General features: G+C 65.1%; 23 protein-coding genes. 8 read left to right on the plus strand and 15 right to left on the minus strand.

Going from position 1 to position 25,387, the window contains the following annotated elements:
- Positions 1-7: 7 nt before the first annotated feature.
- The 7 genes from ACTUWL_RS01960 to ACTUWL_RS01990 all read right to left on the minus strand — a co-directional run bounded on the left by ACTUWL_RS01960 (position 8) and on the right by ACTUWL_RS01990 (position 8,515).
- Positions 8-1,117 (minus strand): polyamine ABC transporter substrate-binding protein, encoded by a 1,110-nt coding sequence (locus ACTUWL_RS01960; protein ID WP_021081043.1) that lies wholly within the window; start codon positions 1,115-1,117, stop codon positions 8-10.
- A gap of 6 nt (positions 1,118-1,123) precedes the next feature.
- Entirely contained in the window at positions 1,124-2,293 is a 1,170-nt protein-coding gene (locus ACTUWL_RS01965; protein ID WP_021081044.1) for an aminotransferase, read from the minus strand.
- An 8-nt stretch (positions 2,294-2,301) separates the two neighbouring features.
- Positions 2,302-2,631: a rhodanese-like domain-containing protein gene (locus tag ACTUWL_RS01970; protein WP_021081045.1), complete on the minus strand. Its 330-nt coding sequence runs from the start codon at positions 2,629-2,631 to the stop codon at positions 2,302-2,304.
- Between the two features lie 137 nt (positions 2,632-2,768).
- On the minus strand, positions 2,769-4,694 hold the full coding sequence (locus ACTUWL_RS01975; protein ID WP_021081046.1) for a potassium transporter Kup: 1,926 nt from the start codon (positions 4,692-4,694) through the stop codon (positions 2,769-2,771).
- Between the two features lie 154 nt (positions 4,695-4,848).
- Complete coding sequence (locus ACTUWL_RS01980) at positions 4,849-6,753, minus strand: potassium transporter Kup (protein WP_021081047.1); 1,905 nt, start codon at positions 6,751-6,753, stop codon at positions 4,849-4,851.
- 113 nt (positions 6,754-6,866) lie between these two features.
- On the minus strand, positions 6,867-7,697 hold the full coding sequence (locus ACTUWL_RS01985) for an OmpA/MotB family protein (protein WP_021081048.1): 831 nt from the start codon (positions 7,695-7,697) through the stop codon (positions 6,867-6,869).
- A 44-nt stretch (positions 7,698-7,741) separates the two neighbouring features.
- Positions 7,742-8,515, minus strand: coding sequence for a motility protein A (locus ACTUWL_RS01990; RefSeq protein WP_021081049.1), 774 nt, complete (start codon positions 8,513-8,515; stop codon positions 7,742-7,744).
- 274 nt (positions 8,516-8,789) lie between these two features.
- On the opposite strand from ACTUWL_RS01990, the gene ACTUWL_RS01995 reads away from it, so the two are divergent.
- Positions 8,790-9,767 carry an NADPH:quinone oxidoreductase family protein gene (locus ACTUWL_RS01995; RefSeq protein WP_021081051.1) on the plus strand — a complete coding sequence of 326 codons (978 nt, stop codon included), beginning with the start codon at positions 8,790-8,792 and terminating at the stop codon, positions 9,765-9,767.
- Positions 9,768-9,794: 27 nt separating this feature from the next.
- On the opposite strand, the gene ACTUWL_RS02000 is transcribed toward ACTUWL_RS01995, so the two are convergent.
- Positions 9,795-10,457, minus strand: a complete 663-nt coding sequence (locus ACTUWL_RS02000; protein WP_158267781.1) for an enoyl-CoA hydratase/isomerase family protein — start codon at positions 10,455-10,457, stop codon at positions 9,795-9,797.
- Positions 10,458-10,581: 124 nt separating this feature from the next.
- On the opposite strand from ACTUWL_RS02000, the gene ACTUWL_RS02005 reads away from it, so the two are divergent.
- The 3 genes from ACTUWL_RS02005 to ACTUWL_RS02015 all read left to right on the plus strand — a co-directional run bounded on the left by ACTUWL_RS02005 (position 10,582) and on the right by ACTUWL_RS02015 (position 12,869).
- The gene (locus tag ACTUWL_RS02005) at positions 10,582-11,469 is read left to right on the plus strand and encodes a haloalkane dehalogenase (protein WP_021081053.1); all 888 of its coding nucleotides are present in this window, start codon (positions 10,582-10,584) and stop codon (positions 11,467-11,469) included.
- A gap of 746 nt (positions 11,470-12,215) precedes the next feature.
- A complete protein-coding gene (locus ACTUWL_RS02010) occupies positions 12,216-12,410 on the plus strand; it encodes a hypothetical protein (protein WP_021081824.1) in 195 nt (64 codons plus the stop codon).
- A 225-nt stretch (positions 12,411-12,635) separates the two neighbouring features.
- Positions 12,636-12,869 carry a hypothetical protein gene (locus ACTUWL_RS02015; protein ID WP_021081825.1) on the plus strand — a complete coding sequence of 78 codons (234 nt, stop codon included), beginning with the start codon at positions 12,636-12,638 and terminating at the stop codon, positions 12,867-12,869.
- Between the two features lie 9 nt (positions 12,870-12,878).
- On the opposite strand, the gene ACTUWL_RS02020 is transcribed toward ACTUWL_RS02015, so the two are convergent.
- Positions 12,879-14,150: an NAD(P)/FAD-dependent oxidoreductase gene (locus ACTUWL_RS02020; protein WP_106940461.1), complete on the minus strand. Its 1,272-nt coding sequence runs from the start codon at positions 14,148-14,150 to the stop codon at positions 12,879-12,881.
- Between the two features lie 62 nt (positions 14,151-14,212).
- Positions 14,213-15,868 carry a thiamine pyrophosphate-binding protein gene (locus ACTUWL_RS02025; RefSeq protein ID WP_021081827.1) on the minus strand — a complete coding sequence of 552 codons (1,656 nt, stop codon included), beginning with the start codon at positions 15,866-15,868 and terminating at the stop codon, positions 14,213-14,215.
- 857 nt (positions 15,869-16,725) lie between these two features.
- Here ACTUWL_RS02025 and ACTUWL_RS02030 point away from each other — a divergent pair.
- Positions 16,726-18,216, plus strand: coding sequence for a methyl-accepting chemotaxis protein (locus tag ACTUWL_RS02030; protein ID WP_021081828.1), 1,491 nt, complete (start codon positions 16,726-16,728; stop codon positions 18,214-18,216).
- A gap of 23 nt (positions 18,217-18,239) precedes the next feature.
- Here ACTUWL_RS02030 and ACTUWL_RS02035 read toward each other — a convergent pair whose 3' ends face one another.
- From ACTUWL_RS02035 to ACTUWL_RS02055, 5 genes are read right to left on the minus strand one after another with little or no spacing between them, the layout of a single operon-like run.
- Positions 18,240-19,385 carry an acyl-CoA dehydrogenase family protein gene (locus ACTUWL_RS02035; RefSeq protein WP_021081829.1) on the minus strand — a complete coding sequence of 382 codons (1,146 nt, stop codon included), beginning with the start codon at positions 19,383-19,385 and terminating at the stop codon, positions 18,240-18,242.
- A gap of 12 nt (positions 19,386-19,397) precedes the next feature.
- Positions 19,398-20,225, minus strand: a complete 828-nt coding sequence (locus ACTUWL_RS02040; protein ID WP_021081830.1) for an SDR family NAD(P)-dependent oxidoreductase — start codon at positions 20,223-20,225, stop codon at positions 19,398-19,400.
- An 8-nt stretch (positions 20,226-20,233) separates the two neighbouring features.
- Positions 20,234-20,641 carry a MaoC family dehydratase gene (locus ACTUWL_RS02045; RefSeq protein ID WP_021081831.1) on the minus strand — a complete coding sequence of 136 codons (408 nt, stop codon included), beginning with the start codon at positions 20,639-20,641 and terminating at the stop codon, positions 20,234-20,236.
- Positions 20,638-21,069, minus strand: coding sequence for a MaoC family dehydratase N-terminal domain-containing protein (locus tag ACTUWL_RS02050; protein WP_021081832.1), 432 nt, complete (start codon positions 21,067-21,069; stop codon positions 20,638-20,640). Before ACTUWL_RS02050 ends, ACTUWL_RS02045 begins: the two co-directional genes overlap by 4 nt.
- A gap of 8 nt (positions 21,070-21,077) precedes the next feature.
- A complete protein-coding gene (locus ACTUWL_RS02055) occupies positions 21,078-22,262 on the minus strand; it encodes a lipid-transfer protein (RefSeq protein ID WP_021081833.1) in 1,185 nt (394 codons plus the stop codon).
- A 110-nt stretch (positions 22,263-22,372) separates the two neighbouring features.
- Here ACTUWL_RS02055 and ACTUWL_RS02060 point away from each other — a divergent pair, with 110 nt between their 5' ends.
- The 3 genes from ACTUWL_RS02060 to ACTUWL_RS02070 all read left to right on the plus strand — a co-directional run bounded on the left by ACTUWL_RS02060 (position 22,373) and on the right by ACTUWL_RS02070 (position 25,359).
- Entirely contained in the window at positions 22,373-23,170 is a 798-nt protein-coding gene (locus ACTUWL_RS02060) for a TetR/AcrR family transcriptional regulator (protein WP_021081834.1), read from the plus strand.
- Entirely contained in the window at positions 23,100-24,656 is a 1,557-nt protein-coding gene (locus ACTUWL_RS02065; RefSeq protein WP_035653288.1) for an acyl-CoA synthetase, read from the plus strand. Before ACTUWL_RS02060 ends, ACTUWL_RS02065 begins: the two co-directional genes overlap by 71 nt.
- Positions 24,657-24,762: 106 nt before the next feature.
- Positions 24,763-25,359, plus strand: coding sequence for a DUF2889 domain-containing protein (locus ACTUWL_RS02070; protein WP_021081836.1), 597 nt, complete (start codon positions 24,763-24,765; stop codon positions 25,357-25,359).
- The last annotated feature ends 28 nt before the right edge of the window (positions 25,360-25,387 follow it).

A 25,387-nucleotide genomic window follows, 5' to 3' on the forward strand; every position in this document is an offset into this window, starting at 1 on the left:
AGGCGCGTCACTTCCCGGTCTTCACGCGCGTCCACAGCCGGTTGATGATTCGCTGCGTCGCCGGATCGCGTGCCGTGATCACGAACAACTTCTTCTGCATCGCCTCGTCGGGATAGATGTTCCTGTCGTTGAAGATCTTCGGATCGATCAGCTTCTGGCTCGCCAGATTGCCGTTGGCGTAGGACAGGAAGTTCGAATTCTTCGCCGCGACCTCTGGACGATAGAGGTAGTTGATCAGCTCATAGGCCTCCGCGACGTTCTTGGCATCTGCGGGGATCGCGAGATTGTCGAAGAACATCTGCGCGCCCTCTTTCGGGATCGTGTAGCCGATCTCGACGCCGGACTTGGCTTCCGCGGCCCGACTGCGCGCCTGCATGATGTCGCCGGACCATCCGACCACGAAGCAGATCTCGCCTGAGGCTAATGCGCTGAGATATTCGGACGAATGGAATTTGCGCACATAGGGCCGGATCTTGGTAACGAGATCGGCGGCCTTCTCGAGGTCAGCCTGCTTGGTCGAATTCGGGTCGAGGCCGAGATAGCTCAGCGCCGCCGGCAGGATGTCGTCGGCGGAGTCCAGCATGTGGATGCCGCAATCCTTGAACTTGGCGAGGTTCTCCGGCTTGAACACCATGTCCCAGCTGTCGATCTTCGCGTCAGGCCCGAGGATCTTCTCCGCCATCTTGACGTTGTAGCCGATGCCGGTGGTGCCCCACATGTAGTTGGCGCCGTAGTTGTTGCCGGGATCGTAGGTCGCGAGCTGCCCGGTCACGACAGGCCACGCATTGGCGAGGTTCGGCAGCTTCGACTTGTCGAGCTTGAGGAACACCTTCGCAGTGATCTGGCGCTGCAGGAAGTAGCCGGTCGGCACCACGACGTCGTAGCCCGACTTGCCCGCTAGCAGTCGCGTCTCCAGCGTCTCGTTGGCGTCGAACGTATCGTAGACCACCTTGATGCCGGTTTCCCTCGTGAAGTCCTCGAGGACTTCAGGCGCCATGTAGTTCGACCAGTTGTAGAAGTTGACCGTGCGCTCCTCCGCACTGGCGGACGCCGCGAACAACAGAGCCGAGGCGATCGTACCGACGAGGCCGACGAGACGACGGTTCTGCTTCTGCATTCTGGTCTACCTCTTGCGACGATGAACGGCGTCGGACAACCGCTCAAGCGCGGTGTCGAGTGTCGAATCCTTCTTGGCGAAACAGAACCGCACCACCGACGTCACCGCATCCTGCTCGTAAAACGCCGACACCGGAATAGCCGCGACCTTGTAATCCCTTACAATTCTCCAGCAGAATTCCGCATCGGTCTCGTTGAGCCCGAGCGGCGACAGATCGACGGTGAGGAAGTAGGTCCCCTGCGACTTCAGCACCGGAAAGCCGATGCGCTCGAGTCCTTTGGTGAGACGGTCGCGGCTCCGCGCCATGTCCTTGCGCATGTCGAGGAAATAGTCGTCCGGCTTGCCGAGGCCGTACGCCACCGCCGCCTGCAGATTGGGCGCCGTCGTGAAGGTGAGGAACTGGTGTACCTTCGCAGCGACGCGCAGCAGCGGCGGCGCGGCGCAGACGAAGCCGATCTTCCATCCGGTCAGCGAGAAGATCTTGCCGGCGCTGCCGACCTTGATGGTGCGATCGCGCATGCCCGGAATCGTGATCAGCGGGATGTGCTCGCGGCCGTCGAACACGACGTGCTCCCAGACCTCGTCGCAGATCGCGACGACGTCGAACTCCTGGCAGTACCGCGCCAGCAGTTCGAGGTCCTCGCGAGGATAGACCACCGCCGCCGGGTTGAGCGGATTGTTGAACAGCACCGCCTTGGTCTTGTGGTTGAAGACGCTGCGCAGCATCTCCTCGTTCAGCCGCCACTCCGGCGGCTCGAGCCGCAGCAGGCGCGGAATGCCGCCGGCCTGGCGGATGATCGGCAGATAGGAATCGTAGACCGGCTGGAAGCACACCACCTCGTCTCCTGGCTCGACCAAGGAGAGGATCGAGGAGGTCAGCGCCTCGGTGCCCCCCGAGGTGACCATCACCTCGGTCATCGGATCGAGCTTGAGCCCGTGCCAATGGCCGTAATGCGATGCGATCGCCTGACGGAGCTCGGGGATGCCCATCATCGACGGATACTGGTTGTAGCCGTTGATGGACGCGTCCGCGGCGGCCCGGCGGATGTCCTCCGGTCCGGGATCGTCAGGAAAGCCCTGGCCGAGATTGATGGCGTTGTTGTCGCGCGCAGCCTGCGACATCGCCTCGAAGATGGTGACGGGAAGGTCCGCGAAGACCTTGTTCATGGAGGTCATGTCGGGGATCAGCCGCCCGTTTTGGTCGGCAGGCCCGCCGCCTTCCAGCCGATGATGCCGCCCGCCAGATGCTTGTCATAGGGCAGACCTGCAGCCTGGGCAGCCAGCGAGGCGGTCACCGAGCGCTTGCCGGAGCGGCATGCGAACACCACCTGCTTGCCTTGCGGATCGGGAATCGCCGCCGGATCGAACGTCGACAGCGGCACCACGGCGCCATCGGGATAGGCCTCGACGGCAACCTCATTGGGCTCGCGGACGTCGACCAGGAGATAGCGGCCCTCCGCTATGCCCTTCGACACCTCGTCCGGAAACAAATCTTCCACCTTGTGGTCCGCCACGGAAATATCCTCCCGACTATCCGATTGGCGAGCGTCGCGCGGCTCGCCGGTCCGGGCCGCAAACTCGCCCCTTGCGTCGAGAAAATCAAGCGCCCGAAACGGGTTAGATGTCGCGCGGAAATGCCGGGTCGTGCCCCCTAGATCGTGACTTGCGTACCGACCTCGACCACCCGCCCGGTCGGGATCTGGAAATAGTCGGTGGCGTCGTTCGAGGACCGGCTCAGCGCGATGAACAGATGATCCTGCCAGCTTGGCATGCCCGAATGCGCCGCCGGCTTCAGGGCACGGCGGGACAGGAAGAACGAGGTCGACATGATGTCGAACTGCCAGCCGAGCTTGCGGGCGATCGCCAGCGTCTTCGGCACGTTGGGTTGCTCCATGAAGCCGAATTTCAGCGTCACCTTGGAGAAGGTTTCGGTCAGCTGCTCCATCCGCACCCGCTCGGACGGATCGATGCGCGGCGTCGGCGCGGTCTCGATGGTGAGGATGACGTTCTTCTCGTGCAGCACCTTGTAGTGCTTGAGGCTGTGCATCAGCGCGGTCGGCGCGCTGACGGGATCGCTGGTCAGGAACACCGCGGTGCCGGACACGCGCTGCGGCGGCCGCTTCTCGAGCATCGCGACGAGATCGGCGAGCGGAAATTCAAGCTTGCGCGACTTCTCGAACAACAGCCGGCTGCCGCGCCGCCAGGTGTACATCACCACGATCATCGCCCCGCCGAGCGCCAGCGGTACCCAACCGCCCTCGAACACCTTGAGCAGGTTGGCGGCCAGGAAGGTGATGTCGAGGAAGAGGAACGGCGCAACCAGCGCGGCGGCGGCGATCGGTGACCATTTCCAGACCCGCCAGATCACCACGAAGCCCATCATCGCCGTCACCACCATGGTGCCGGTCACCGAGATGCCGTAGGCCGACGCCAGCGCGCTCGACGAGCGGAACATCAGCACCAGCACGATGACCGCGATGAACAGGAAGCGGTTGATGCGCGGCATGTAGATCTGGCCGGAATGCGCTTCCGAGGTGTGGCGGATTTCGAACCGCGGCAACAGGCCGAGCTGGATCGCCTGGCGGGTCAGCGAATAGGCGCCGGTGATGACCGCCTGGCTCGCGATCACGGTCGCCATGGTCGCGAGCGCAACCATCGGGATCAGCGCCCAATCCGGGAACATCAGGAAGAACGGATTCTCGATCCCCTTGGGATCGCCGATCAAGAGCGCACCCTGCCCGAGATAGTTGAGCGCCAGCGACGGGAGCACGATGAACAGCCAAGCGGTCTGGATCGGGCGTTTGCCGAAATGGCCGAGGTCGGCATAGAGCGCCTCCGCACCGGTCACCGCGAGGAACACGGCACCGAGCGTGATGAAACCGATCACGCCGTGATGCAGCATGAACGACACCGCAAGGATCGGGTTGAGCGCGTGGAGCACCTCGGGATGCCGCACGATCTGCGGCAGCGCCGCGATCGCGATCACGGCGAACCAGACGCACATCACCGGGCCGAAGAAGGCCGCGACGCGTGCGGTGCCGCGCGACTGCACCGCGAACAGGGCGACCAGGATCACGACCGTGAGCGGGACGACATAGGGATCGAATGTCGAGGTGACGAGCTTGATGCCTTCGATTGCGGACAGCACCGAGAGCGCCGGCGTGATCACGGCATCGCCGTAGAACAGCGCGCCGCTGATGATGCCGAGCAGCACGATGGCAGCGCCCCCTCTAGTGGCCGCGCGCTGCGCCAGCGCCATCAGCGCCAGCGTCCCGCCCTCGCCATTATTGTCGGCGCGCAGGAGGATCACGACGTATTTCAGCGTCACCACCACGACCAGCGCCCACAGGATCAGCGACACCACGCCGAGCACCGCATGAATCGTCACACCGCCCTCGCCGCCGGCCGCCGCGACGACGGCTTCGCGCAGCGCGTACAGCGGGCTGGTGCCGATGTCGCCATAGACGACGCCGATGCTGCCGAGCATCAGCGCCTTGAAGGTGGCGGTTGAATGCGCCTCGCCATGGCCATTTGCCGCGGGCGTTTCCGCCGCGGTGATCGCACTCTCGGATGACATGGGAAGCTGCGCCTCTGTCTTTTGCCGCACCGCACAATGCCCGGATGCAGGCCTATACTCCCGGCAGGAATGCATAGGTTAGCACGGATTCAGGCCTCCACTATGCGTATCACGCATAGATCACGGCTTTTCAACGCCGGAATTCGCTGTTTGCTCAAATAGTTACCTGGGTACCGACTTCAACCACCCGGCCGGTCGGGATCTGGAAATAGTCGGTCGCATCGTTGGCGGAGCGGCTCATCGCGATGAACAGGTGGTCCTGCCACTGCGGCATGCCGGACTGCGCCGACGGCTTCAGCGAACGGCGCGACACGAAGAAGGAGGTCGACATGATGTCGAACTGCCAGCCGAGCTTGCGCGCGACCGCGAGCGCCTTCGGTACGTTCGGCGATTCCATGTAGCCGAAGCGCAGCCGCACCGCGGTGAACTTGTCGCTGACCTTCTCCATGTTGACGCGCTCGGAAATGTCGACGCGCGGCGTCGGCGCGGTCTCGATGGTCAGGATCACGTTGTGCTCGTGCAGCACCTTGTTGTGCTTGAGATTGTGCAGCAGCGCGGTCGGCACGAAGCTGGGGTCGCTGGTCAGGAACACCGCGGTGCCCTTGACGATATGCGGCGGCCGCTTCTCCAGACTGTGGATCAGGTCGCGCAGCGGCACCTCGATGCGCCGGGTCTTGGCGATCAGGATCGCAGCGCCCCGGCGCCAGGTCCAGATCATCGTCGCCATCACGACGCCGAACAATAGCGGCACCCAGGCGCCCTCGAACAGCTTCAGCAGATTGGCGCTGAAGAAGGTCATGTCGACGATCACGAACGGCAGGATCAAAGCCGCGGCCGACGCCACGCGCCAGTTCCACAGCTTCCAGATCACGATGAAGCCCATGATGCCGTCGGCGACCATCGTGGTCGAGACCGCGATCCCGTAGGCCGAGGCGAGCCCGCTCGAGGTGCGGAACAGCAGCACCAGCAGCAGCACGCCGATCAGCAGCAGCCGGTTGACGCGCGGCAGATAGATCTGCCCGGCATGGGTCTCCGAGGTGTAGCGGACCTCGAAGCGCGGCAGCAGCCCGAGCTGCACCGCTTGGCTGATCAGCGAATAGGCGCCGGTGATGACCGCCTGGCTCGCGATCACCGTCGCCGCAGTGGCAAGCCCGACCAGCGGCAGCAGCAGCACCTCCGGCACCATGCGGTAGAACGAGTTCTCGATCGCGGCGGGATCGGACAGCACCAGCGCGCCCTGCCCGAAATAGTTCAGCAACAGCGAGGGCAGCACGAAGAACAGCCAGCCGGACTGGATCGGCTTGCGGCCGAAATGCCCGAGATCGGCGTACAGCGCCTCGCCGCCGGTCACAGCGAGGAACACCGCGCCCAGCGTCACCAGGCCGACGGTGCCGTGGGTCAGCAGGAACTGGAGCGCGTAATAGGGATTGATCGCCGCCAGCACCGAGGGCTCGTCCATGATGTGGGCCAGCCCCATCGTCGCGAGCGAGGCGAACCACAGCACCATCACAGGTCCGAACGCGGAGGCGACGCGGGCGGTGCCGGTGCGCTGCACCGAGAACAACACGACCAGGATCAGGATCGTCAGCGGCACCACATAGTGCTCGAGATGCGGCGTGGCGAGCTTGAGGCCTTCGACCGCCGACAGCACCGAGATCGCCGGCGTGATCATGGAATCGCCGATGAACATCGAGGCGCCGACCACACCGAGCGCGAGCAGCGGCCAGCTGCGCCGCCCGATCGCGCGCTGACCGAGCGCCATCAGCGAGAGCGTGCCGCCTTCGCCGTTGTTGTCGGCGCGTAGCAACAGCAGCACGTATTTGGCGGTGACGACGGTGAACAGCGCCCACAGGATCAGGCTGAGCACCCCCAACACCATGATGCGGGTGACCGGCTGGCCGTGCGCGGCGCCACCGACCGCCTCGCGGAATGCATAGAGCGGCGAAGTTCCGATGTCGCCGAACACCACCCCGATGCTGCCCAGCGTCAGAGCCCAGAAGCTGGAGGTGGCTCTGCCGCGCCCCTCCTGGGCCTCGGTGGATGAGACGCTGACAGCCATAGCGAGGTTGGAACGCCCGGTCGGTTGATTTTGATCCGCGCGGCTATCGACGCTTCCGTACCGCCTGTCAACCAACCAACACGGCTAGCTTGACGGTAGCATCGTATTTGCGGCTACGGCTTCAGATCCGGCGGCAGTGGCGGATTTTCCCGCATCAACGTGATGGTCACGCGACGGTTCGCCGGCAGCGTCGGATCGTCGGGAAACAGCGGCTGGCCGTCTGCCTTGCCGGAAACCGCGAAGACGTGCGACGGCGGCAGGCCTTCCCGCTCCAGGATCTGCCGCACCGCGTTGGCGCGGTCGGCGGACAGGTCGAAGGCGTCGTAATCGCTGCGCGCCGGCACGAAGCCTGCGGCTGTATGCCCCACGATCGCGACCCGCAGCGGCGTCGCCTTCAACGGCGCGGCAAGCTTCTGGATCAGCCGGCGGGTGCGCTCATACGGCTCCCTGGAACCGTCGGCGAACATCGAGCGGCCGTCCTGATCGACGATCTCGAGGTTGAGGCCCTCCTTGGTCTCCTCGAACATGATGTTCTTGGAGATCTCGGTCAGCTCCGGCATGTCCTGCAGCGCCTGCCGCAACGAAGCGGAGGCGAGCGCGAATTCGCGGTCGATCTTCAGCCGCGCGCCGTTGAGCTGGCTGCGCTCCTTTTCGTCCGGCGTCGGATTGGCCGAGGAATCTTCCGGCGAGATGTGCTCGACATTCTTCAGCTTCGGCCGGGTCGGCAGGCCGTCGGACTCGACGATGCCGGAGTAGCGCACAGTGGTCTGCACGCCGAAGGCGTCGCGCATCGAGCCCGCGACGATCTTCAGCTTGTTGTTGTCCATGGTCGAGAACGCGACGAGCATCACGAAGAAGCTCATCATCAGGCCCATCAGGTCCGCGAAGGTCACGAACCAGCCGTGACCTCCACCGTGAGCGTCGCCGCGTTTTTTCTTGGCCATTGTCGCGTTTTTTTCCGGCTGCGTTTCCCGAAAGCGCCGGCCGATCAGGCCGGAACCGGCTCGCCTTCCTCGTGGCGATGCTTCTCCGGCAGATAGGCCAGCAGCATCTCGCGCACCAGCGCCGGGCTCTTGGAATCGCGGATCATCAGGATGCCGTCGATGATCAGCGTGCGGTTGGTCTCCTCGTCGAGCAGCTTGCCGTGCAGCTTGTCGGCGATCGGCAGGCAGAACAGGTTGGCGACCAGCGCGCCGTACAGCGTCGCGAGCAACGCGGTCGCCATGAACGGGCCGAGCTTGGAGGGGTCGGTCATGTTGGCGAACATCTGCACCATGCCGATCAGCGTGCCGATCATGCCGAACGCGGGCGCGCAGTCGCCGATCGCGCGATAGATCTTGCTGCCCTCGTCGAGGTGCATCAGGAAATTGTCGCGGTCGCGTTCCAGATTGTCGCGGATGAATTCGAGATCGTAGCCGTCGGCGACATAGCGGATGCCCTTGGCGAGGAACGGCTCGTCGGTCTCGACCTTTTCCAGGCCGACCGGGCCCTGCTTGCGGGCGATCTCGGCGATGCGGGCGAGCTCCTCGACGAGGTCGCGCGCCGACAGCCGGCTCATCGTGAAGGCGAACTTGGCGCCGAGCGGCAGACCATGCAGCATCACGCCGAGCGGAAAGCGGATCATCGTCGCCGCGATCGAACCGCCGAAGATGATGATCATGGCATGCTCGGAAATGAACATGTGCAGGTCGCCGCCCATGAACATCATCACCGCGATGACGATGATGCCGGCCAGCAGCCCGGCGCCTGTCATGATATCCATGAAAAACTCCAACGCGAACGCAACCCGCCTGTCCTGGACGGCGCGCAGCCCCGGGGCGGGCCGCGTGGAAAAACCCTAACGTTAATGCGCTTAAGGACGCGTTACCGAATTTGGTAGGGATAACAACGGGTAAACGCCGGCAATTTCGCGATGTCGTTGAAGATGTTGGCTTTCTGCCCGGACCGCCGCCGCGCCATGCGCAAAAGGCCTCCCCGTAGAACAACGGACATGAGATAGCTTCTGCCAGAGGAAACCAACCAGCGAGCAGGACAGGATGAAGGCGGTCGTCGTCGAGCAATATGCACCCATCGATCGGATCGGGCTGAAGGAGATCGCAACCCCTGACCCCGCCGCCGGACAGATCCGAGTCCGGGTCCACGCCGCGAGCATCGGCTTCGTCGATGGGCTGAAGGTCGAGGGCCGCTACCAGACCAAGGATGCCCTGCCCTTCACACCCGGCGCTGAATTCGCAGGCGTGGTCGATGCGGTCGCGAGCGATGTCACCGGTATCGCGCCGGGCATGCGGGTGATGGGCGCGGCGCGCTCGGGCGCGCTGGCCGAACACATCGTGGTGCCGCCCGCCGCCGTCGAGATCATGCCGGACGGATTGTCGATGGAAGCCGCGGCTGCCTTCCGCACCAACTATCTCACAGCATTGTATGCGCTCGCCGAGCGCGGCGCGCTCAAAGCCGGCGAGCAGCTGCTGGTGCTGGGCGCCGCCGGCGGCACCGGTGTCGCCGCGATCCAGGTCGGCAAGCTGCTCGGCGCGCGCGTCGTCGCCGCGGCCTCGACCGAGGAGAAGCGCAACTTCGCCGCAAGCTTCGGCGCCGACGCCGTGGTCGACTACACCAAGCCCGAATGGCGCGACGCGCTGAAGGACGCAACCGGCGGCCATGGCCCCGACGTGATCTTCGATCCGGTCGGCGGCGAGGTCTCGCTGCAGGCGTTCCGCTCGATCGCCTGGAATGGGCGCCATGTCGTGGTCGGCTTTGCCGCCGGCCAGATCCCCGCTCTGCCGTTCAATCTGCCGCTCCTGAAAGGCGGTATCCTTATCGGCGTCGACGCCGCCCAGATCGCGCGCCGTGAGCCCGAAGCGCAGGCGCGCGTGATGACGCAATTGTCGGCGTGGCTGAACGAGGGCCGATTGCCCCCCGTTGTCGGCAAGGTGTTCGCGTTCGACGATTTCCGCGCGGCATTCACGACGATGCAGACCCGTGCCGCGCTCGGCAAGATGGTGGTGCGGATCGGCTAGACGAACCACGGCAGGCATTGCGTCTGGTCAGTCGAACGATGAGAGAAACGCATCCTGCCCGCTCAAGGCCAACTCCTCGAGGCGCGCAGCAAGCTGGCCGCGGATTTGCCGCTTCACCGTACGAAATCCCGGCTGAGCGGCAAGGCTCCTTGCCGCAGCGATCGATCCGGCTTGCAGGTCTGCCCCCGCGCAAACCGCATCAATGATCCGCTGATCGAGGCACTGGCGCGTGTCGAGCACGGCGCTCGTCAGCGTCAGACGGCGCAACAATTCCGGCGAAAGCTCATGGCGCATCACTTCGAGGGGCCCCACCGGGAACGGGATGCCGGCCTGCGCCTCGGTCATGCCGAGCTTTGCGGCCGCGCTGTCGACCGCGAGACGATAGTCGCATCCCAGCATGAGCACGAAGCCGCCGCCTAGCGCATGGCCATTGACTGCCGCCACGACGGGAACAGGAATCGCCAGCAGGCGCGCGAGCATGCGCGTGATCGCGCGCACCATGGCATGGCGCTGCTCGCGCGCGTAGCGCGCAAATGCCCGCGTATCGACCCCCGCCGAGAACACCTGACCGGCGCCGGTGAGCACTACGCCGTTCGCCGGGCCGTCCGCGGCAGCCGCGGCAAATGCCTGCTCAAGCGACGCGATCGCGTCGAGATCGAGCGCGTTGACCGGCGGCCGATCGATGGTCAAGAGCAGCGTTTCGCCGGTCCTTGATGTGACGACAGTCATTTCATCTCCGATTGGCCATCATGACTTATGATAGACTATCATGGGAAAGCTCACGCGACCGAACGTCGAGTAGAAAGGGAGACACATGCAGCTGCTTCGAACACCGGACGAGCGCTTCGCCGAACTTCCCGGATTTGCCTTCGCGCCGCGCTACGTGGAGATCGGCGCGCTGCGTATGCACTATCTCGACGAGGGACCGAAGACCGCCCCGGTGGCGCTCTGTCTGCACGGCCAGCCGACCTGGGCCTACCTCTATCGCAACATGATCCCGGCGTTTCTGGCCGCGGGCTTGCGCGTCCTGGCGCCGGACTTGTTCGGCTTCGGCCGCTCCGACAAGCCCGTCGACGAAGACGTCTACACCTTCGATTTCCATCGATCCTCGGTGATGTCCTTGATCGAGGCGCTCGACCTGCGCCGCGTCATGCTGGTGTGCCAGGATTGGGGAGGGCTGATCGGACTAACGATACCGATGGACATGGCGGATCGCTTCGATCGACTGCTGGTGATGAATACGATGCTCGGCACCGGCGACGCGCCGCTCGGCGAGGGCTTTCTTGCGTGGCGGGCCTTCTCCAATCGCAGCCCGGACATGGACATCGCGGCGTTGATGCAGCGCGCAGTCCCCGGTCTCGCAGACAAGCAGGCCGCCGCCTATGCCGCCCCCTATCCGGACCAGCGGTACAAGGCCGGCGTCCGACGCTTTCCCAACCTGGTGCCGGACCGGCCCGATGCCGGCGGCGCGGCGCTGTCCCGGCGCGCGCGGGACTTCTGGTCGCAGCAGTGGAGCGGACAGAGCTTCATGGCGGTCGGTATGAAGGACCCGGTGCTCGGGCCGCCGGTGATGAACGGGCTGCGGCAGGTGATCCGAAACTGTCCGCCGCCGCTCGAACTGCCCGATGCCGGACATTTCGTGCAGGAAGCTGGCGAAGTCATCGTCGTGGAGGCGCTGAAGAGCTTTGGTCCGATGCGCTGAAGCGCACAAATATCCGCGTTCTCGCGACATGATTTGCCCGAGGTTTTGCTCGTCGTTTCGCCCTCAATTGAGCAGAGGGCGCAGGGAAAGCCGGGTGCCGATCGCACCCATGGGCCCCGAGCAAATGGGTAGAAGCTCGGGGGTAGGACCACAGGTGTAACCGGAAACAACCCGGCTTTCCCTGCGCGATGGGCTGCGGCTTATACGTGCTCTCCCCGGCGAGACCAGGCTTTGTTGTCACCGTCTTCGCCACGCGCACCGCGCGATGTGAAGAGACACCTGCCATGAGGGCGTCAGGACCACACGACTTCACCGTCCGCCTCATGCGCACTCGTCAGTTGCGCATTCGGCGTCCACCGCATCTCGACCCGCGTTCGTGACGATCGCGAAGCGCCCCTCGATCGGGTGAGACGAGCAGACCGTACACTAAGTTGCACTTCTGATAAAGCGAAATATTTTACGCGTGGGGACTTGACGCGTTTCCACTCAATTGCCTCGTCGGGCAACTCAGCGGCAGGAGGCCAATCCATTCCTTCGTCATTCCGGGGCGCACCTCCTGGCGCGAGCCCGGAATCCATTCATCCACAGAACCTGCGTCCCAACGGATTCCGGGTTCTCGCCTACGGCGAGCCCCGGAATGACGAAGGCGGGATCTGCTTCGTCGGATGCCGGCGGCAAATATCACACGTTATTGTCGGCGGGCTTCGTGCTCCCTACCGTTTGCCGAAAACGGTGGCGGGTGGAAAATGCAGGACATGCTGACGCATCTTGAAAAGCTTCGCACCGATGCTGCGGAGTGCGCCCTGATCCGCGACCTCACCACGGACATCCAGAAGCGCGAACTGTTCGCCAAGCTCGCCGAGCATCTCGCGGCGCTCGCGGCGGAGGTTGAAAAGGCCATCGCCGCGGCACGCCAGGACGGCTTGCGCGACGGCACATGAAAGCCGCAGCGGGTCGCGGGAACCAACGGCACCGCGGCGCATTGTCATTTCGCCCGTCGGTTGAGCCATCGCGTCCGGCTTCGTGTTGGTATACTTCTCCGCCGGGTGCTATTTGGGCGGCATCTGTTACGCTTCAGGACCCTTTCGTTTGGCACAATTTGCACAACCAGCATTCAGCAACGCGTCCCGCTCGCGCGGGCGGACCAGCGCCGCCAGAGACGCGCAATGAAGACGGACAAGGCCATCTGGTACGTCTCGTTCGCGATGAGGAATCCCGACGCCGGGCACCATCGCTTCGCGCGCCAGACCCGCACCTTCGCATCCGAGCAGGATGCCAAGGCATTCGCGCGCAGCCTGCTGGTTCAGACGCAGGACATCAGCGCCGGCACGATCAACCCGCATATGCCAAGGCGTGTGATCGCGCCGGCGGCGATCACCGCCTGGGCCGGCGACAGCTGAGGTTTCCTCTTACAGAAATCGCGCAGGCGCGAACGGTGCTAGCGGAATCTCCGGCGGCTGGCCGCTCAGCAGCTGCGCGACCAGCCGGCCGGTGCGGGCCGAGCCGACCAGGCCGACATGGCCGTGGCCGAAGGCGTAGACCACGTCGCGCGTCGCACTGGCATGGCCAATGCAAGGACGCCCGTCGGGCATGCTCGGGCGGTGGCCGAACCAGGTCTTGATCCGCGATGGCGGGATATCCCGCGGCAGCTTCGGGAACATGCTGAACAGATGCTCGCGCAGGATCTCGGCGCGCTGCCAGTTCGGCTCGGCGTCGAGCCCGGCGATCTCGACCGTGCCGGCGGCGCGCAGGCCCTTGTCGGTCCAGTTGACGACCATCTTTGCATCCGAGGCCATCATCGAATTGCGCGGTCCGGATTCCGGATTCTCGATCATGACGTGATAGCCGCGCTCGGTTTCCAGCGGCAGCCGATCGCCGATCGATGCGGTCAGCTGCTTGGAGCGCGCGCCGGCGGCAACGACTGCCGCATCGCAGGCGATCTCGCCGCTCTCGCTGACCACGGCGACCAGCCTGTCGCCCGCAAGCCTGAGGCCGGTTGCCTTGGCAGCCACGCGCGCGGCACCGTGCGCGATCGCGTGCGCAGCGAGCGCCGCGACATAGGCGCCGGGATCGCGGCAGCGGCCCGCCTCCTCGACCACGACCCCGAACTTGTAGCGCGGATGCAGATCGGGCTCGCGCTGGCGCATCTCGTTTTCGTCGAGCTCCAGCCATTCGATGCCGACGCGCTTGCGGATGCGCCAGCCGAGATCCTTGTCGAAAGGCGCGCGCGACGGAAACACATGCATCACGCCGCGCCGTTCGATCAACTCGGGGACGCCGGCTTCCTCGGCGAGCTGCCGGTGCAGCAGCGGAGCGTCCTTCAGCAGATTGCGCATCGCCCGCGCGGTGGCCTCGACCTGCGCCTCGGTCCAGCTCGACAGCAGATATTTGACCAGCCACGGCAAAGCCTTCGGCAGATACGACCAGCGGATCGCGAGCGGCCCGAGCGGGTCCATCAAATAACCCGGCACCTTCTTCCAGGTGCCGGGTTCGGCCGGCGGGATCACCGAATGCGACGACAGCCAGCCGGCATTGCCATAGCTCGCGGCCTGCTGACCGCCGGGCTCGCCGGGATCAATCAGCGTGACGCGATGGCCCGTGCGCAGCGCTTCGATGGCACTGATCACGCCGACCGCACCGGCGCCGATGATCGCGACGTGACGGCCGGTGGACGGAGCCATTAGCGCGAGGCCTTTCTCTTGGGCATGATCTTGCTCGGAAAACCGCTACGCACTTTTCCGGATCATGCCTGTGGCACAAAATCCTTGCCGACCGACAGCGCGCGCTGGTCGACCAGGCAGTGCAGGATCGCGGGCTTGCCGGAGGCCAGCGCGCGCTCGAAGGCGGGCGCGAAATCCTCGGTGCGCTCGACCCGCTCGCCATGGCCGCCGAACGCCTTGGCGTAGAGTGCAAAATCCGGATTCTTGAGCTGGGTGCCGACGACGCGGCCGGGATAGTCGCGCTCCTGATGCATGCGGATGGTGCCATATTGCGCGTTATCGATGACGACGACGATCAGCGGCGCGTCGTACTGCACGGCGGTGGCGAACTCCTGCCCGTTCATCAGGAAGCAACCGTCGCCGGCGAACGCGACGACGACGCGATCCGGATGCTGCCGCTTGGCCATCACAGCCGCCGGCACGCCATAGCCCATCGAGCCCGAGGTCGGCGCGAGCTGGGCCGCGAAACTGTGGAAGCGATGGTGGCGATGGATCCAGCCCGCATAATTGCCGGCGCCGTTGCAGACAATCGCATCCTTCGGCAAACGATCGCGCAGCCAGGTCACGACCTCGCCGTATTGGAAATTGCCCGGCAGCTCGCGCGGCTTGTCGGTCCAGGCCAGATAATCCGTGTGCGCCTTCGCCGCCTCGCCCTTCCAGGCCGGCGTGGCCGATGGCTTCATGGTCTCGACAGCGGAGGCGAAGGCTGCGGGCGTCGCCTGGATCGCCAGCGCCGGCTGGTAGACCCGACCGAGCTCCTCGGAGCCGGGATGGACATGGACCAGCTGCTGGCTCGGTGTGGGAATGTCGAGCAGCGTATAGGACGATGACGGCATCTCCGACATGCGGCCGCCGATCAGGAGAATGACGTCGGCACCGGTGATGCGATCCCTGAGCTTCGGGCTCGGGCCGATGCCGAGATCGCCGGCATAGCGCGAGTGGTCGGCGTCGATCAGCGAAGCGCGACGGAACGAGGTCGCGACCGGGAGATCAAAACGCTCGGCAAAGCGCGCAATGCCTTTCGCCGCCTCTGCGGTCCAGGCAGAACCGCCGAGCACCACGATCGGCGCCTTGGCCGATGCGAGCAGCGCGCCGAGACGCTCGAGATCGGCCGGCGCCGGCCAGGTGGCCGCGGGCACGACCTTCGGCGCGTCGGCGACGGCTGCGGTTTCGGTCAGCATGTTCTCCGGCAGCGAGATCACCACCGGACCGGGCCGCCCCTGCAACGCGACGCGGAAGGCACGTGCGACCAACTCGGGAATGCGGTCGGGACGATCGATCTCGACGGCCCATTTCGCCATGGTGCCGAACACCGCCTTGTAGTCGAGCTCCTGGAACGCCTCGCGCTCGCGCATCCCGGTATCGACCTGGCCGACGAACAGGATCATCGGGGTGGAATCCTGCATCGCGATGTGCACGCCATGCGCGGCATTGGTCGAGCCGGGGCCGCGGGTGACGAAGCAGATGCCCGGACGTCCGGTGAGCTTGCCGTAGGCTTCCGCCATCATCGCCGCGCCACCCTCGGCGCGGCAGATCATGACGTCGATCGCGCTGTCATGCAGCGCATCGAGCGCCGCCAGATAGCTCTCGCCCGGCACGCAGGTGACGCGCTCCACGCCCTGCGCGACCAGCTGGTCGATCAGGATCTGGCCTCCGGTGCGGGCATTGCTTCTGGTCATGAGGGCTCCCTGCGGGCATTGGCGCGCCTTGGCGTCGCGCGGATCGTCGTCCCACGGGGGTATGATAGACCGAAATTTGGTGCAAGGCCGAAGCCGCGTCGCGAGGCCGCAGCGACGTCAAGCCATGCGATAGGCAATGGGCAACGCTATTCCATCGTCGATTTCCGCAGAGCAGACGATCGCCGCAGGGATCGCCGCGGCACGGCCGGAGCGCAGGACCACCGCGTCCGGTTGCCGAGCCCCGCCGCCGACCTCATACGGACGGATATCACGCTGCGGGCCACCGGCTCCATCGCGCAACGCGCCCTGCCCGACAACAACCTCCCGGTGCATTCTGAAGCCGGCCCATCGTCGGTGGACACAGCGTCGTGGTGATCGCGCGGCGGCGCCAGCCTGACAGGGCGTGCGCGGTGAAGTGATCCGCCGATCGATGTCGTCAACATCGAACACGCGCTCGGCGGCCGCGCCATGCCGACGTCTTGCAACGCGCGTGTGGCTGCTTCCATATGCAGAAAATGCCAATGTGCACGCTGACGAACATAGTGCGGGTCACGCGCACTACCGTACGATTACGGTGCGGCAAGCAACCGCTCGGCAGCTGCGGGGCTGGTTCGCGCGAATTTCGCCGCAGATCGTCGCCTTTCTCGCAGAATTCGACTGCGCTCGTCGCGTGCATCGCGCAATCAGCCTTGTGCCATCGCGCACGGCACATTGCATACGCTTCTTGATCGAACTCGAATCACATACGGTTCCATCGAAAATCAGCACATGCATTGCGCACATTGCACACCCTGCCGCGGCGGGACGTGCGGCTTCGTGCGACCTGTCGTAACCCCATTCAACTTGCGGAGGACTCGATGCTGGGAATCAAGAGCGTTGCAAGTGCAGTTACATCAGACAATTCTTACCGCCTGTTCGACGACATGCCGATCAGCATCATGCTCTGCGAGCTGGGCGATTTCAGGATCACCTACATCAACGAGTCGACGCGGCAGAATCTGAAGAAGATCGAGCATGTGCTGCCGGTGAAGGTCGACGCGCTGATCGGTCAGTCGATCGATATCTTTCACAAGAACCCGCAGCATCAGCGCCGGTTATTGTCCGATCCGAAGAACCTGCCGCACAAGGCCCGCATCACCATCGGCGGCGAGACGCTCGATCTCACTGTGACGGCGATGACCAATTCGCGCGGCCGCTACTCGGGGCCGATGCTGACCTGGGAGCTCGCGACCGAGAAGGCGCGGCTCGAAACCCAGACCGAACGGCTGTTGCAGATGCTCGACAACATGCCGATCAACATCATGATGTGCGACACCGACTTCAACATCACCTACATCAACCAGACCAGCCTCAAGACGCTCGACACCGTGAAGCATCTGCTTCCGGTGCGGCCGGACCAGATCCTCGGCAACTCGTTCGATATCTTCCACAAGAACCCGGCGCATCAGCGCCGCATCATCGGCGATCCCAAGAACCTGCCGCATGCGGCCAAGATCAAGCTCGGCCCGGAAACGCTCGACCTCAGGGTCTCCGGGCTGATGGACAAGCGCGGCAACTACACCGGCGCGATGCTGAGCTGGTCGGTGGTGACCGGCAATATCAAGCTGGCCGACGATTTCGAGAGGGACGTGAAGGGTCTTGCCGGGATGCTGTCATCGGCCTCGACGCAGATGCAGGGCACCGCCCGATCACTGACCACGACCGCCGAATTCGTCAATCAGCGTTCGGCGAGTGCAGCGTCCGCCTCCGAAGAGCTCTCCTCATCCGTCAACGAAATCAGCCGCCAGGTGACCGAGGCGAGCCGCATCGCCCGCATGGCGGTCGAGGAAGCGGAGAAATCCGACAAGTTAGTCGCAGGCCTCGTGACCATGGCGCAGAAGATCGGCGACGTCGTCGCGCTGATCAACCAGATCGCCGGTCAGACCAATCTGCTCGCGCTCAACGCAACGATCGAGTCCGCGCGCGCCGGCGAGGCCGGACGCGGCTTTGCCGTGGTCGCATCCGAGGTCAAGGCGCTGGCCAACCAGACCGGCAAGGCCACCGAGGACATCTCGGCACAGATCAACGAGATGCAGACCGCAACCGGCAACACCGCCACGGCGCTGAAGGCGATCTCGCAGGTCATCGTCCAGATCAGCGAGATCTCAACCGTGATCGCCAGCGCCGTCGAGGAGCAGGCCGCGGCCACCAAGGAGGTCACCGCGAACATCAACGGAACCACCAAGGCGATCGACGATGCCAGCAAGGCCGCCGAGAACGTGCTCGCGGCCTCCGGAGAAGTCGCCAGCAACGCCTCCGAGCTGGAAGTCCAGGTCGACAAGTTCCTCAAGAACGTGCGGGCGATGTAACGCCGCCGAGATCGCGCGCTTGCCTACAGCGAGCGCGCGATCAGGACCTTCATGATCTCGTTGGTGCCGCCATAGATCTTCTGGATGCGGGAATCGATGAACATCCGCGAGATCGGGTATTCCTGCATGTAGCCGTAGCCGCCGTGCAGCTGCAGGCATTCGTCGGCGGTCTCGACCTGCTTCTGCGAGCACCACCATTTCGCCATCGAAGCGGTGACCGTGTCGAGGTCGCCGGCGATCAGCCGCTCGACGCACCAGTCGACGAAGACCCGGGCGATCATCGCCTCGGTCTTGCGCTCGGCGAGCGTGAAGGCGGTGTTCTGGAACTCGATCAGCGGCTTGCCGAACGCGGTGCGCGCCTTGGTGTAGTCGGCGGTGATCTTGACCGCGCGCTCCATCGAGGCGACCGCGCCGATCGCGAGCGACAGCCGCTCCTGCGGCAATTGCTGCATCAGCTGCGCGAAGCCGTTGCCCTCCTCATTGCCGAGCAGGTTCTCCGGCGGCACCGTGACATTGTCGAAGAACAGCTCCGAGGTGTCGGAGGCGTGCAGGCCGATCTTGTCGAGGTTGCGGCCGCGGCGATAGCCCTCCGCGCCGGCTGTTTCGACGACGATCAATGAGATGCCCTTGGCGCCGGGTGCGCCGGTGCGCGCCACCACGATCACGAGATCGGCGGCCTGGCCGTTGGTGATGAACGTCTTCTGGCCATTGATGACGTAAGCATTGCCCTGCTTCTTCGCCGTGGTCTTGACGGCCTGCAGGTCTGAGCCGGTGCCGGGCTCGGTCATCGCGATGGCGCCGACCATCTCGCCCGACGCCATCTTGGGCAGCCAGCGCCGCTTCTGCTCTTCCGAGCCGTAGTTGAGGATGTAGTGCGCGACGATCGCGCTGTGCACGGAGACGCCGGTGGTCAGTTCCGGCACGGTGCTCTCGAGGTCATCGAGCACCGCCGCGTCATAGGCGAAGGTGGTCCCGAGGCCGCCATAGGCCTCGGGCACGCTCGGCAGCAATGCACCCATCTCGCCGAGCGCGCGCCAGGCCGAGCGGTCGACCAGCTTCTGCGCGCGCCATTTTTCGGCATGCGGCGCCAGGTCCTTGGCGAGGAATTTGCGGAACTGGTCACGGAAGGTGTCCAGCTCCTCGGTCATCCAGGACGATCGGTAGTGCATGTTATCCCCGTATCAGATGAGCAGACCGCCGCCGGCGACGATCACCTGACCGCTGATGTAGTTCGATTCCGGGCTGCAGAACAGATAGACCGCGTCCGCCGCCTCTTCCGGCGTGCCGCCGCGGCCGAGCGGGATCATCCGGCCCATCGCCTCCAGCATCTGCGGCTGCACCCCGACCTTGATGTCGCGGCCCGCGACGTCGATGGTCTTCTGCTGGGTCTCGATCGGCTGGGTCAGGCGGGTGTTGATCAGGCCGAACGCCACGCAATTGACGTTGACCTTGTAGCGGCCCCACTCCTTGCACATGGTGCGGGTCAGCCCGATCAGCGACGCCTTTGCGGATGAATAGCTCGCCTGACCGGCATTGCCGTAGAGACCGGCGATCGAGGAGATGTTGACGACCTTGCGGAACACCTCGCGGCCCGCTTCCGCCTCCTTCTTCGCCAGCACCCGGATCGGCTCGGATGCCGCGCGCATGATGCGGAACGGGGCGACCAGATGGACGTCGAGCATCGCCTGGAACTGCTCGTCGGTCATCTTCTGGATCGTCGAGTCCCAGGTGTAGCCGGCATTGTTGACGATGATGTCGAGGCCGCCGAACTGCTCGATGGCGCGGCCTACGAAACGATCGGCGAAGCCGGCCTCGGTCACGCTGCCATTGACCGCGATCGCTTCGCCGCCCATGGCCTTGATCTCGGCGACGACCGCGTTGCCCGGCTCGGCATCGAGGTCATTGACCACGACGCGCGCGCCCTCGCTCGCAAGCTTCAGCGCAATCGCCCGCCCGATGCCACGGCCAGAGCCGGAGACGAGCGCGACCTTTCCTTGCAGTTTCGACATGATCTCTCCTAAAGCGCGATGATCGCTTCGCCGGCGAGCTTGATCTCGCCGTGCTGGTCCTTGGTGGTGAGCGCGAGTTTCGCGCGCTGCTCACCGCCCTGCTCGATCAACTCGGTCACCATGCCTTCGCAGGTCAGCTGCGCGCCGAGCTGGGTGATCGCGGCAAAGCGGGTCGAGAACGAGCGGATCCGCGAGGGGGCGACCGCATCGGTCAGCGCCTGGCCGAGATAACCCATCACGAGCATGCCGTGCGCGAACACGTCGGGAAACCCGGCCGCCTTGGCGAAGTCGATGTCGACATGGATCGGGTTGTGGTCGCCGGAAGCGCCGCAATACAGCGCGAGGCGATGCCGGGTGATCGGCGGAAACTCCTTGTGGACGATGACATCGCCGACCGCGGGAACGCTGCTGCTCATGACGGCCTCGCATTGCGCACCACGATGGTGCGCGAGACATCGGCGACATGGACGCCGTTCTGGTTGGTGACCGGTGTATCGACCACGATCAGCGTCATCGCCCCGCCCTTCTTGTCGGTCACGCTCGTGACGCTTGGGCGGAACGTCAGGGTGTCGCCGACCACGACGGGCGCGTGATAATCGAAGCGCTGCTCGCCATGCAGCACCCGGGCGAGATCGATGCCGAGTGCGGTCAGGAACTCGAACGGGTCAGGCGCGTCCATCATCTCGAGGCAGAACAGATAGGTCGGCGGCACCGGCGCCGCCGCCCCATTACGGTAGACCGGGTTGGTCTCGCCGAGCGTATCGAGGAAGAAGCGCAGGCGTCCCGGCTCGACGCGCGCGGTCACCGGCTTGAATGCACGCCCGACGGCGGATTGATCGACCATGGGCGGCCTCAGGCACGTTCGTAGAGCGTGACGACGCAGGCGCCGCCGAGACCGAGATTGTGCTGCAGGCCGAGCCGCGCGCCCTCCACCTGCGTCGCCGCCGCGGTGCCGCGCAGCTGCCGGGTCAGCTCGTAGCATTGCGCAAGCCCGGTGGCGCCGAGCGGATGGCCCTTCGACAGCAGGCCGCCGGACGGATTGGTGACGATCCGGCCGCCATAGCTGTTGTCGCCATCGTCGATGAACTTGGCGGCCTCGCCCTCGCCGCACAGGCCGAGCCCTTCATAGGTGATCAGCTCGTTATGCGCGAAGCAGTCGTGCAGCTCGACCACGTCGAGGTCCGCAGGTCCGATGCCGGCGGCTTCATAGACCTTACTCGCGGCATCGCGCGCCATGTCGTAGCCGACCACCTGCATCATGTCGGAGGCGCCGAAGGTCGACGGCGTGTCGGTCGTCATCGCCTGCGCCGCGATGCGCACCTGCTTGTTGAGGCCGTGCTGGTCGGCGAATTTCTCCGAGACCAGGATCGCGGCGGCGCCGCCGCAGGTCGGCGGGCATGCCATCAGCCGCGTCATCACGCCCGGCCAGATCACCTGGTCGTTCATCACGTCGTCGGCGGTGACCTCCTTGCGGAACAACGCCAGCGGATTGTTCCTGGCATGGCGGCTCGCCTTGGCGCGGACTTTCGCGAACGCCGAGAGCGGCGTGCCGTATTTCTTCATGTGGCTGAGACCCGCGCCGCCGAAATAGCGCAGCGCCAGCGGCACGCCGGGCGCATCGACCAGTCTGTCGGCCGCAGCGTCGAAATCGTCGAACGCGCTGGGGCGGTCGGTGAACACGGCGCCGAGCGCGCCGGGCTTCATCTGCTCGAAGCCGAGCGCCATCACGCAATCGGCCGCACCGGACTCGATCGCCTGCCGCGCCAGGAACAGCGCGGTCGAGCCGGTCGAGCAATTGTTGTTGACGTTGACGATCGGGATGCCGGTCATGCCGACCGGATAGAGCGCGCGCTGGCCGCAGGTGGAGTCGCCGTAGACGTAGCCGACATACGCCTGCTGCACCTTGCCGTAGTCGAGGCCGGCGTCGGCGAGCGCGAGCTTCGCGGCCTCGGCGCCCATCACATGATACGGCGCATTGGCGCCGGGCTTGACGAACGGGATCATGCCGACCCCGGCAACATAGGTGCGTGACGCCATCACGTGTCCTCCCTAAAATTACCCACTGGACTATTTATTACCCATGGGTAATATACGGGACATCACGCAAAGTCAATGCGGCATCGGCTTCACGACACCGGCTTCAAGAGATGGACGACGGTCACATCCCCTCCTCCAGCCAGTCCCCCTGGCTGCCCTTCGAGAGCCGGCGCCGCGCCCGCGATGAGAAGCGCGAGGCGGTGCTGCGCACGGCCGTCGCGCTGTTCCTGGAACAGGGCTACCATCGCGCCACGCTGAACGAGGTCGCCAGACGGCTCAACATCACCAAGCCGGCGCTCTACAATTACTTCCGCAGCAAGGACGAGATCCTCTACGAATGCTGGTCGATCGGCAATGAGCTGGTCGACGACTGCATCGCCGAGACCTCGGCCGCCGGCGGCTCGGGGCTCGACAAGCTGCGCAAGCTGATCGTCCGCTATGCCGAGCTGATGACCGAGGACTACGGCAAGAGCCTGGTCAGGTTCGACCTCCGCGATCTCAGCGAGAACAACCGCAAGATCGTGCAGACCGCCAAGCGGCGGATCGATCGCGCCTTCCGCGACTATATCGCTGGTGGCGTCGAGGACGGTTCGGTGAAACACTGCGATCCGAAGCTCGCGGCGTTCGCGATTGCGGGCTCGCTGAACTGGATCGGACACTGGTTCCAGCCCGGCGGCGCGATGACCGGACGCGCCGTCGCCGAGGAATTCGCGATCCGCCTCACCGAGGGGATTGCCACGACGGCAACGCGCAAGACAGCGCAGAAAGCAGCCGTTCCGGCTGCAGAGAAGGCGGACAAACCGCCTCGCAAGGGAAACACACCAAGGGAGAATCAGAGTGAACATCACACACGGGCTGCGGCGCGCGCTGCAGGTCAATCCAAACGGCCTCGCGGTCGTCTGCGGTGAGCGACGCCGCAACTGGCGCGAGGTCGGCACCCGCGTCGCCCGCCTCGCCTCCGGCATCCGCGCGCTCGGCGCAGCGAATGGCGACCGCGTCGCAATCCTGTCGCTGAACTCCGACCGCTATCTCGAGCTCTATCTGGCAGTCGGCTGGGCCGGCGCCGTGATCGTGCCGCTCAACATCCGCTGGTCTCCGATCGAGAACGAGGACGCGCTGCGCGACTGCCGCGCCACGATCCTGTTCGTCGACAAGGCGTTCGCGGCGGTCGGCGCGACGCTCGCGGACGCGATCCCCGGTCTGACGCTGATCTATGCCGACGAGGGCGAAACGCCTGAAGGCATGGAGAACTATGAGACGCTGATCACGCGCAGCGAACCGATTCCGGATGCGATGCGCACCCGCGACGATCTCGCCGGCATCTTCTACACCGGCGGCACCACCGGCCGCTCCAAGGGCGTGATGCTGAGCCACGGCAACCTGATGGCCAATGCGCTCAACGCCCTCGGCGAAGGCCTGTGGCCCAGCAGCACGATCTACCTGCACGCGGCGCCGATGTTCCATCTCGCCAACGGCGCGGCGATGTATTCAGTGCTGTTGTCGGGCGGCTCCAATGTCGTGATCCAGGGCTTTACGCCCGACGGCGTCGCCGCTGCCGTGCAGAAGGAGCGCGTCACCGACGTGCTGCTGGTGCCGACCATGATCCAGATGTTCGTCGATCACCCGACACTCGCGAATTACGACCTGTCGTCGCTGAAGCGGATCGCCTACGGCGCCTCGGTGATCAGCGACGCGGTGCTGATGCGCGCGATGAAGGCGTTGCCGCATGTCGAGTTCACGCAAGCCTACGGCATGACCGAGCTGTCGCCGATCGCAACCCTGCTGCACTGGAAGGAGCATATCGGCGACGGCCGCGCCAAGGGCCGGCATCGCGGCGCCGGCCGTGCCACGCTCGGCGCCGAGGTCAAGATCGTCGATGCGGAGGACAAGGTCGTGCCGACGGGCACCGTCGGCGAGATCGCGGTGCGCGGTGACATGGTGATGATGGGCTATCGGGAACGGCCGGAGGAGACCGCGCGCGCCGTGATCGACGGCTGGATGCACACCGGGGACGGCGGCTACATGGATGCGGACGGCTTCGTTTACGTCGTCGACCGGGTCAAGGACATGATCATCTCCGGCGGCGAGAACGTCTATTCGGCCGAAGTCGAGAACGCTCTCGCCCAGCACCCGAGCGTGGCGCAGTGCGCCGTGATCGGCATTCCGAGCGAGCGCTGGGGCGAGCAGGTTCACGCCGTCGTGGTGATGAAGAGCGGCGCCAGCGCCACGCCGGAAGAGCTGATGGCGCACTGCCACACGTTGATCGCCGGCTACAAATGCCCGCGTAGCGTCGACATCACCGCAACGGCGCTGCCGCTCTCCGGCGCCGGCAAGATCCTGAAGCGCGAGCTGCGCAAGCCGTATTGGGAGAACCGCGAGCGGCGGGTGAGCTGACGCCTGACCCGCCCTACGCACTGCATAGGGCCGCGCCGACAGCATGCGTTGACATCGAGGCACGCGGCCGATTGGATCGTTTCTAGATCCAATCCAGCGAGTTCCGATGTCCGCACCTGATACCAACGCCGACGGCAAGCCCCGCCGCCTGATGCACCGCCGCTCCGTCGAATGTCTCGGCTATCTCCGCGACGACGGGCTGTGGGAAGTCGAGGCGCGGCTGGTCGACACCAAGCCCTATGCACGACAGGACAGGCATCGCGGCCTGCAACAACCCGACGATCCCGTGCACGACATCAGGCTGCGTCTCGCGGTCGACGACAGTTTCACGATCCGTGAGACCGGCACCAATATGGCCTCGACGCCCTACCCGTCCTGCCTCGACGTCGAAGGGATTTTGCAGCGGCTGGTCGGCGAACGCATAGGCAAGGGCTGGCGCGAGCTGGTGCGCCGCAAGATCGGCAGACTGGAGACCTGCACCCATCTCGCCGAGCTGCTGGGTCCCGCGGTGACGACGCTGTTCCAGACCGCGACCGCAGGCAAGAACCCGAAGGGCCGCGACTCGCTCGATCATCAGCGCGATGCCACCGAGCCGCCATTCTTCGTCGGCGGCTGCTATTCGTGGCGGCTGGACGGCCCCGTCGTGGCCGAGACATTTCCGCAGTTCGCGACGAAGCCCATCGAGGTGAAGCAGGGGTCCTGAGCGAAGCATCGCCGCCGCCCGGGTGATA

The sequence above is a fragment of the Bradyrhizobium sp. WCU1 genome, assembly GCF_053474805.1.

What these genes read in the sequence shown, in the direction of transcription:
- ACTUWL_RS01960 (WP_021081043.1), bottom strand. Translation starts at nt 1,117, where the DNA reads ATGCAGAAGCAGAACCGTCGTCTCGTCGGCCTCGTCGGTACGATCGCC.
- ACTUWL_RS01965 (WP_021081044.1), bottom strand. Translation starts at nt 2,293, where the DNA reads ATGACCTCCATGAACAAGGTCTTCGCGGACCTTCCCGTCACCATCTTC.
- ACTUWL_RS01975 (WP_021081046.1), bottom strand. Translation starts at nt 4,694, where the DNA reads ATGTCATCCGAGAGTGCGATCACCGCGGCGGAAACGCCCGCGGCAAAT.
- ACTUWL_RS01980 (WP_021081047.1), bottom strand. Translation starts at nt 6,753, where the DNA reads ATGGCTGTCAGCGTCTCATCCACCGAGGCCCAGGAGGGGCGCGGCAGA.
- ACTUWL_RS01985 (WP_021081048.1), bottom strand. Translation starts at nt 7,697, where the DNA reads ATGGCCAAGAAAAAACGCGGCGACGCTCACGGTGGAGGTCACGGCTGG.
- ACTUWL_RS01990 (WP_021081049.1), bottom strand. Translation starts at nt 8,515, where the DNA reads ATGGATATCATGACAGGCGCCGGGCTGCTGGCCGGCATCATCGTCATC.
- ACTUWL_RS01995 (WP_021081051.1), top strand. Translation starts at nt 8,790, where the DNA reads ATGAAGGCGGTCGTCGTCGAGCAATATGCACCCATCGATCGGATCGGG.
- ACTUWL_RS02005 (WP_021081053.1), top strand. Translation starts at nt 10,582, where the DNA reads ATGCAGCTGCTTCGAACACCGGACGAGCGCTTCGCCGAACTTCCCGGA.
- ACTUWL_RS02010 (WP_021081824.1), top strand. Translation starts at nt 12,216, where the DNA reads ATGCAGGACATGCTGACGCATCTTGAAAAGCTTCGCACCGATGCTGCG.
- ACTUWL_RS02015 (WP_021081825.1), top strand. Translation starts at nt 12,636, where the DNA reads ATGAAGACGGACAAGGCCATCTGGTACGTCTCGTTCGCGATGAGGAAT.
- ACTUWL_RS02020 (WP_106940461.1), bottom strand. Translation starts at nt 14,150, where the DNA reads ATGGCTCCGTCCACCGGCCGTCACGTCGCGATCATCGGCGCCGGTGCG.
- ACTUWL_RS02025 (WP_021081827.1), bottom strand. Translation starts at nt 15,868, where the DNA reads ATGACCAGAAGCAATGCCCGCACCGGAGGCCAGATCCTGATCGACCAG.
- ACTUWL_RS02030 (WP_021081828.1), top strand. Translation starts at nt 16,726, where the DNA reads ATGCTGGGAATCAAGAGCGTTGCAAGTGCAGTTACATCAGACAATTCT.
- ACTUWL_RS02035 (WP_021081829.1), bottom strand. Translation starts at nt 19,385, where the DNA reads ATGCACTACCGATCGTCCTGGATGACCGAGGAGCTGGACACCTTCCGT.
- ACTUWL_RS02040 (WP_021081830.1), bottom strand. Translation starts at nt 20,225, where the DNA reads ATGTCGAAACTGCAAGGAAAGGTCGCGCTCGTCTCCGGCTCTGGCCGT.
- ACTUWL_RS02045 (WP_021081831.1), bottom strand. Translation starts at nt 20,641, where the DNA reads ATGAGCAGCAGCGTTCCCGCGGTCGGCGATGTCATCGTCCACAAGGAG.
- ACTUWL_RS02050 (WP_021081832.1), bottom strand. Translation starts at nt 21,069, where the DNA reads ATGGTCGATCAATCCGCCGTCGGGCGTGCATTCAAGCCGGTGACCGCG.
- ACTUWL_RS02055 (WP_021081833.1), bottom strand. Translation starts at nt 22,262, where the DNA reads ATGGCGTCACGCACCTATGTTGCCGGGGTCGGCATGATCCCGTTCGTC.
- ACTUWL_RS02060 (WP_021081834.1), top strand. Translation starts at nt 22,373, where the DNA reads ATGGACGACGGTCACATCCCCTCCTCCAGCCAGTCCCCCTGGCTGCCC.
- ACTUWL_RS02070 (WP_021081836.1), top strand. Translation starts at nt 24,763, where the DNA reads ATGTCCGCACCTGATACCAACGCCGACGGCAAGCCCCGCCGCCTGATG.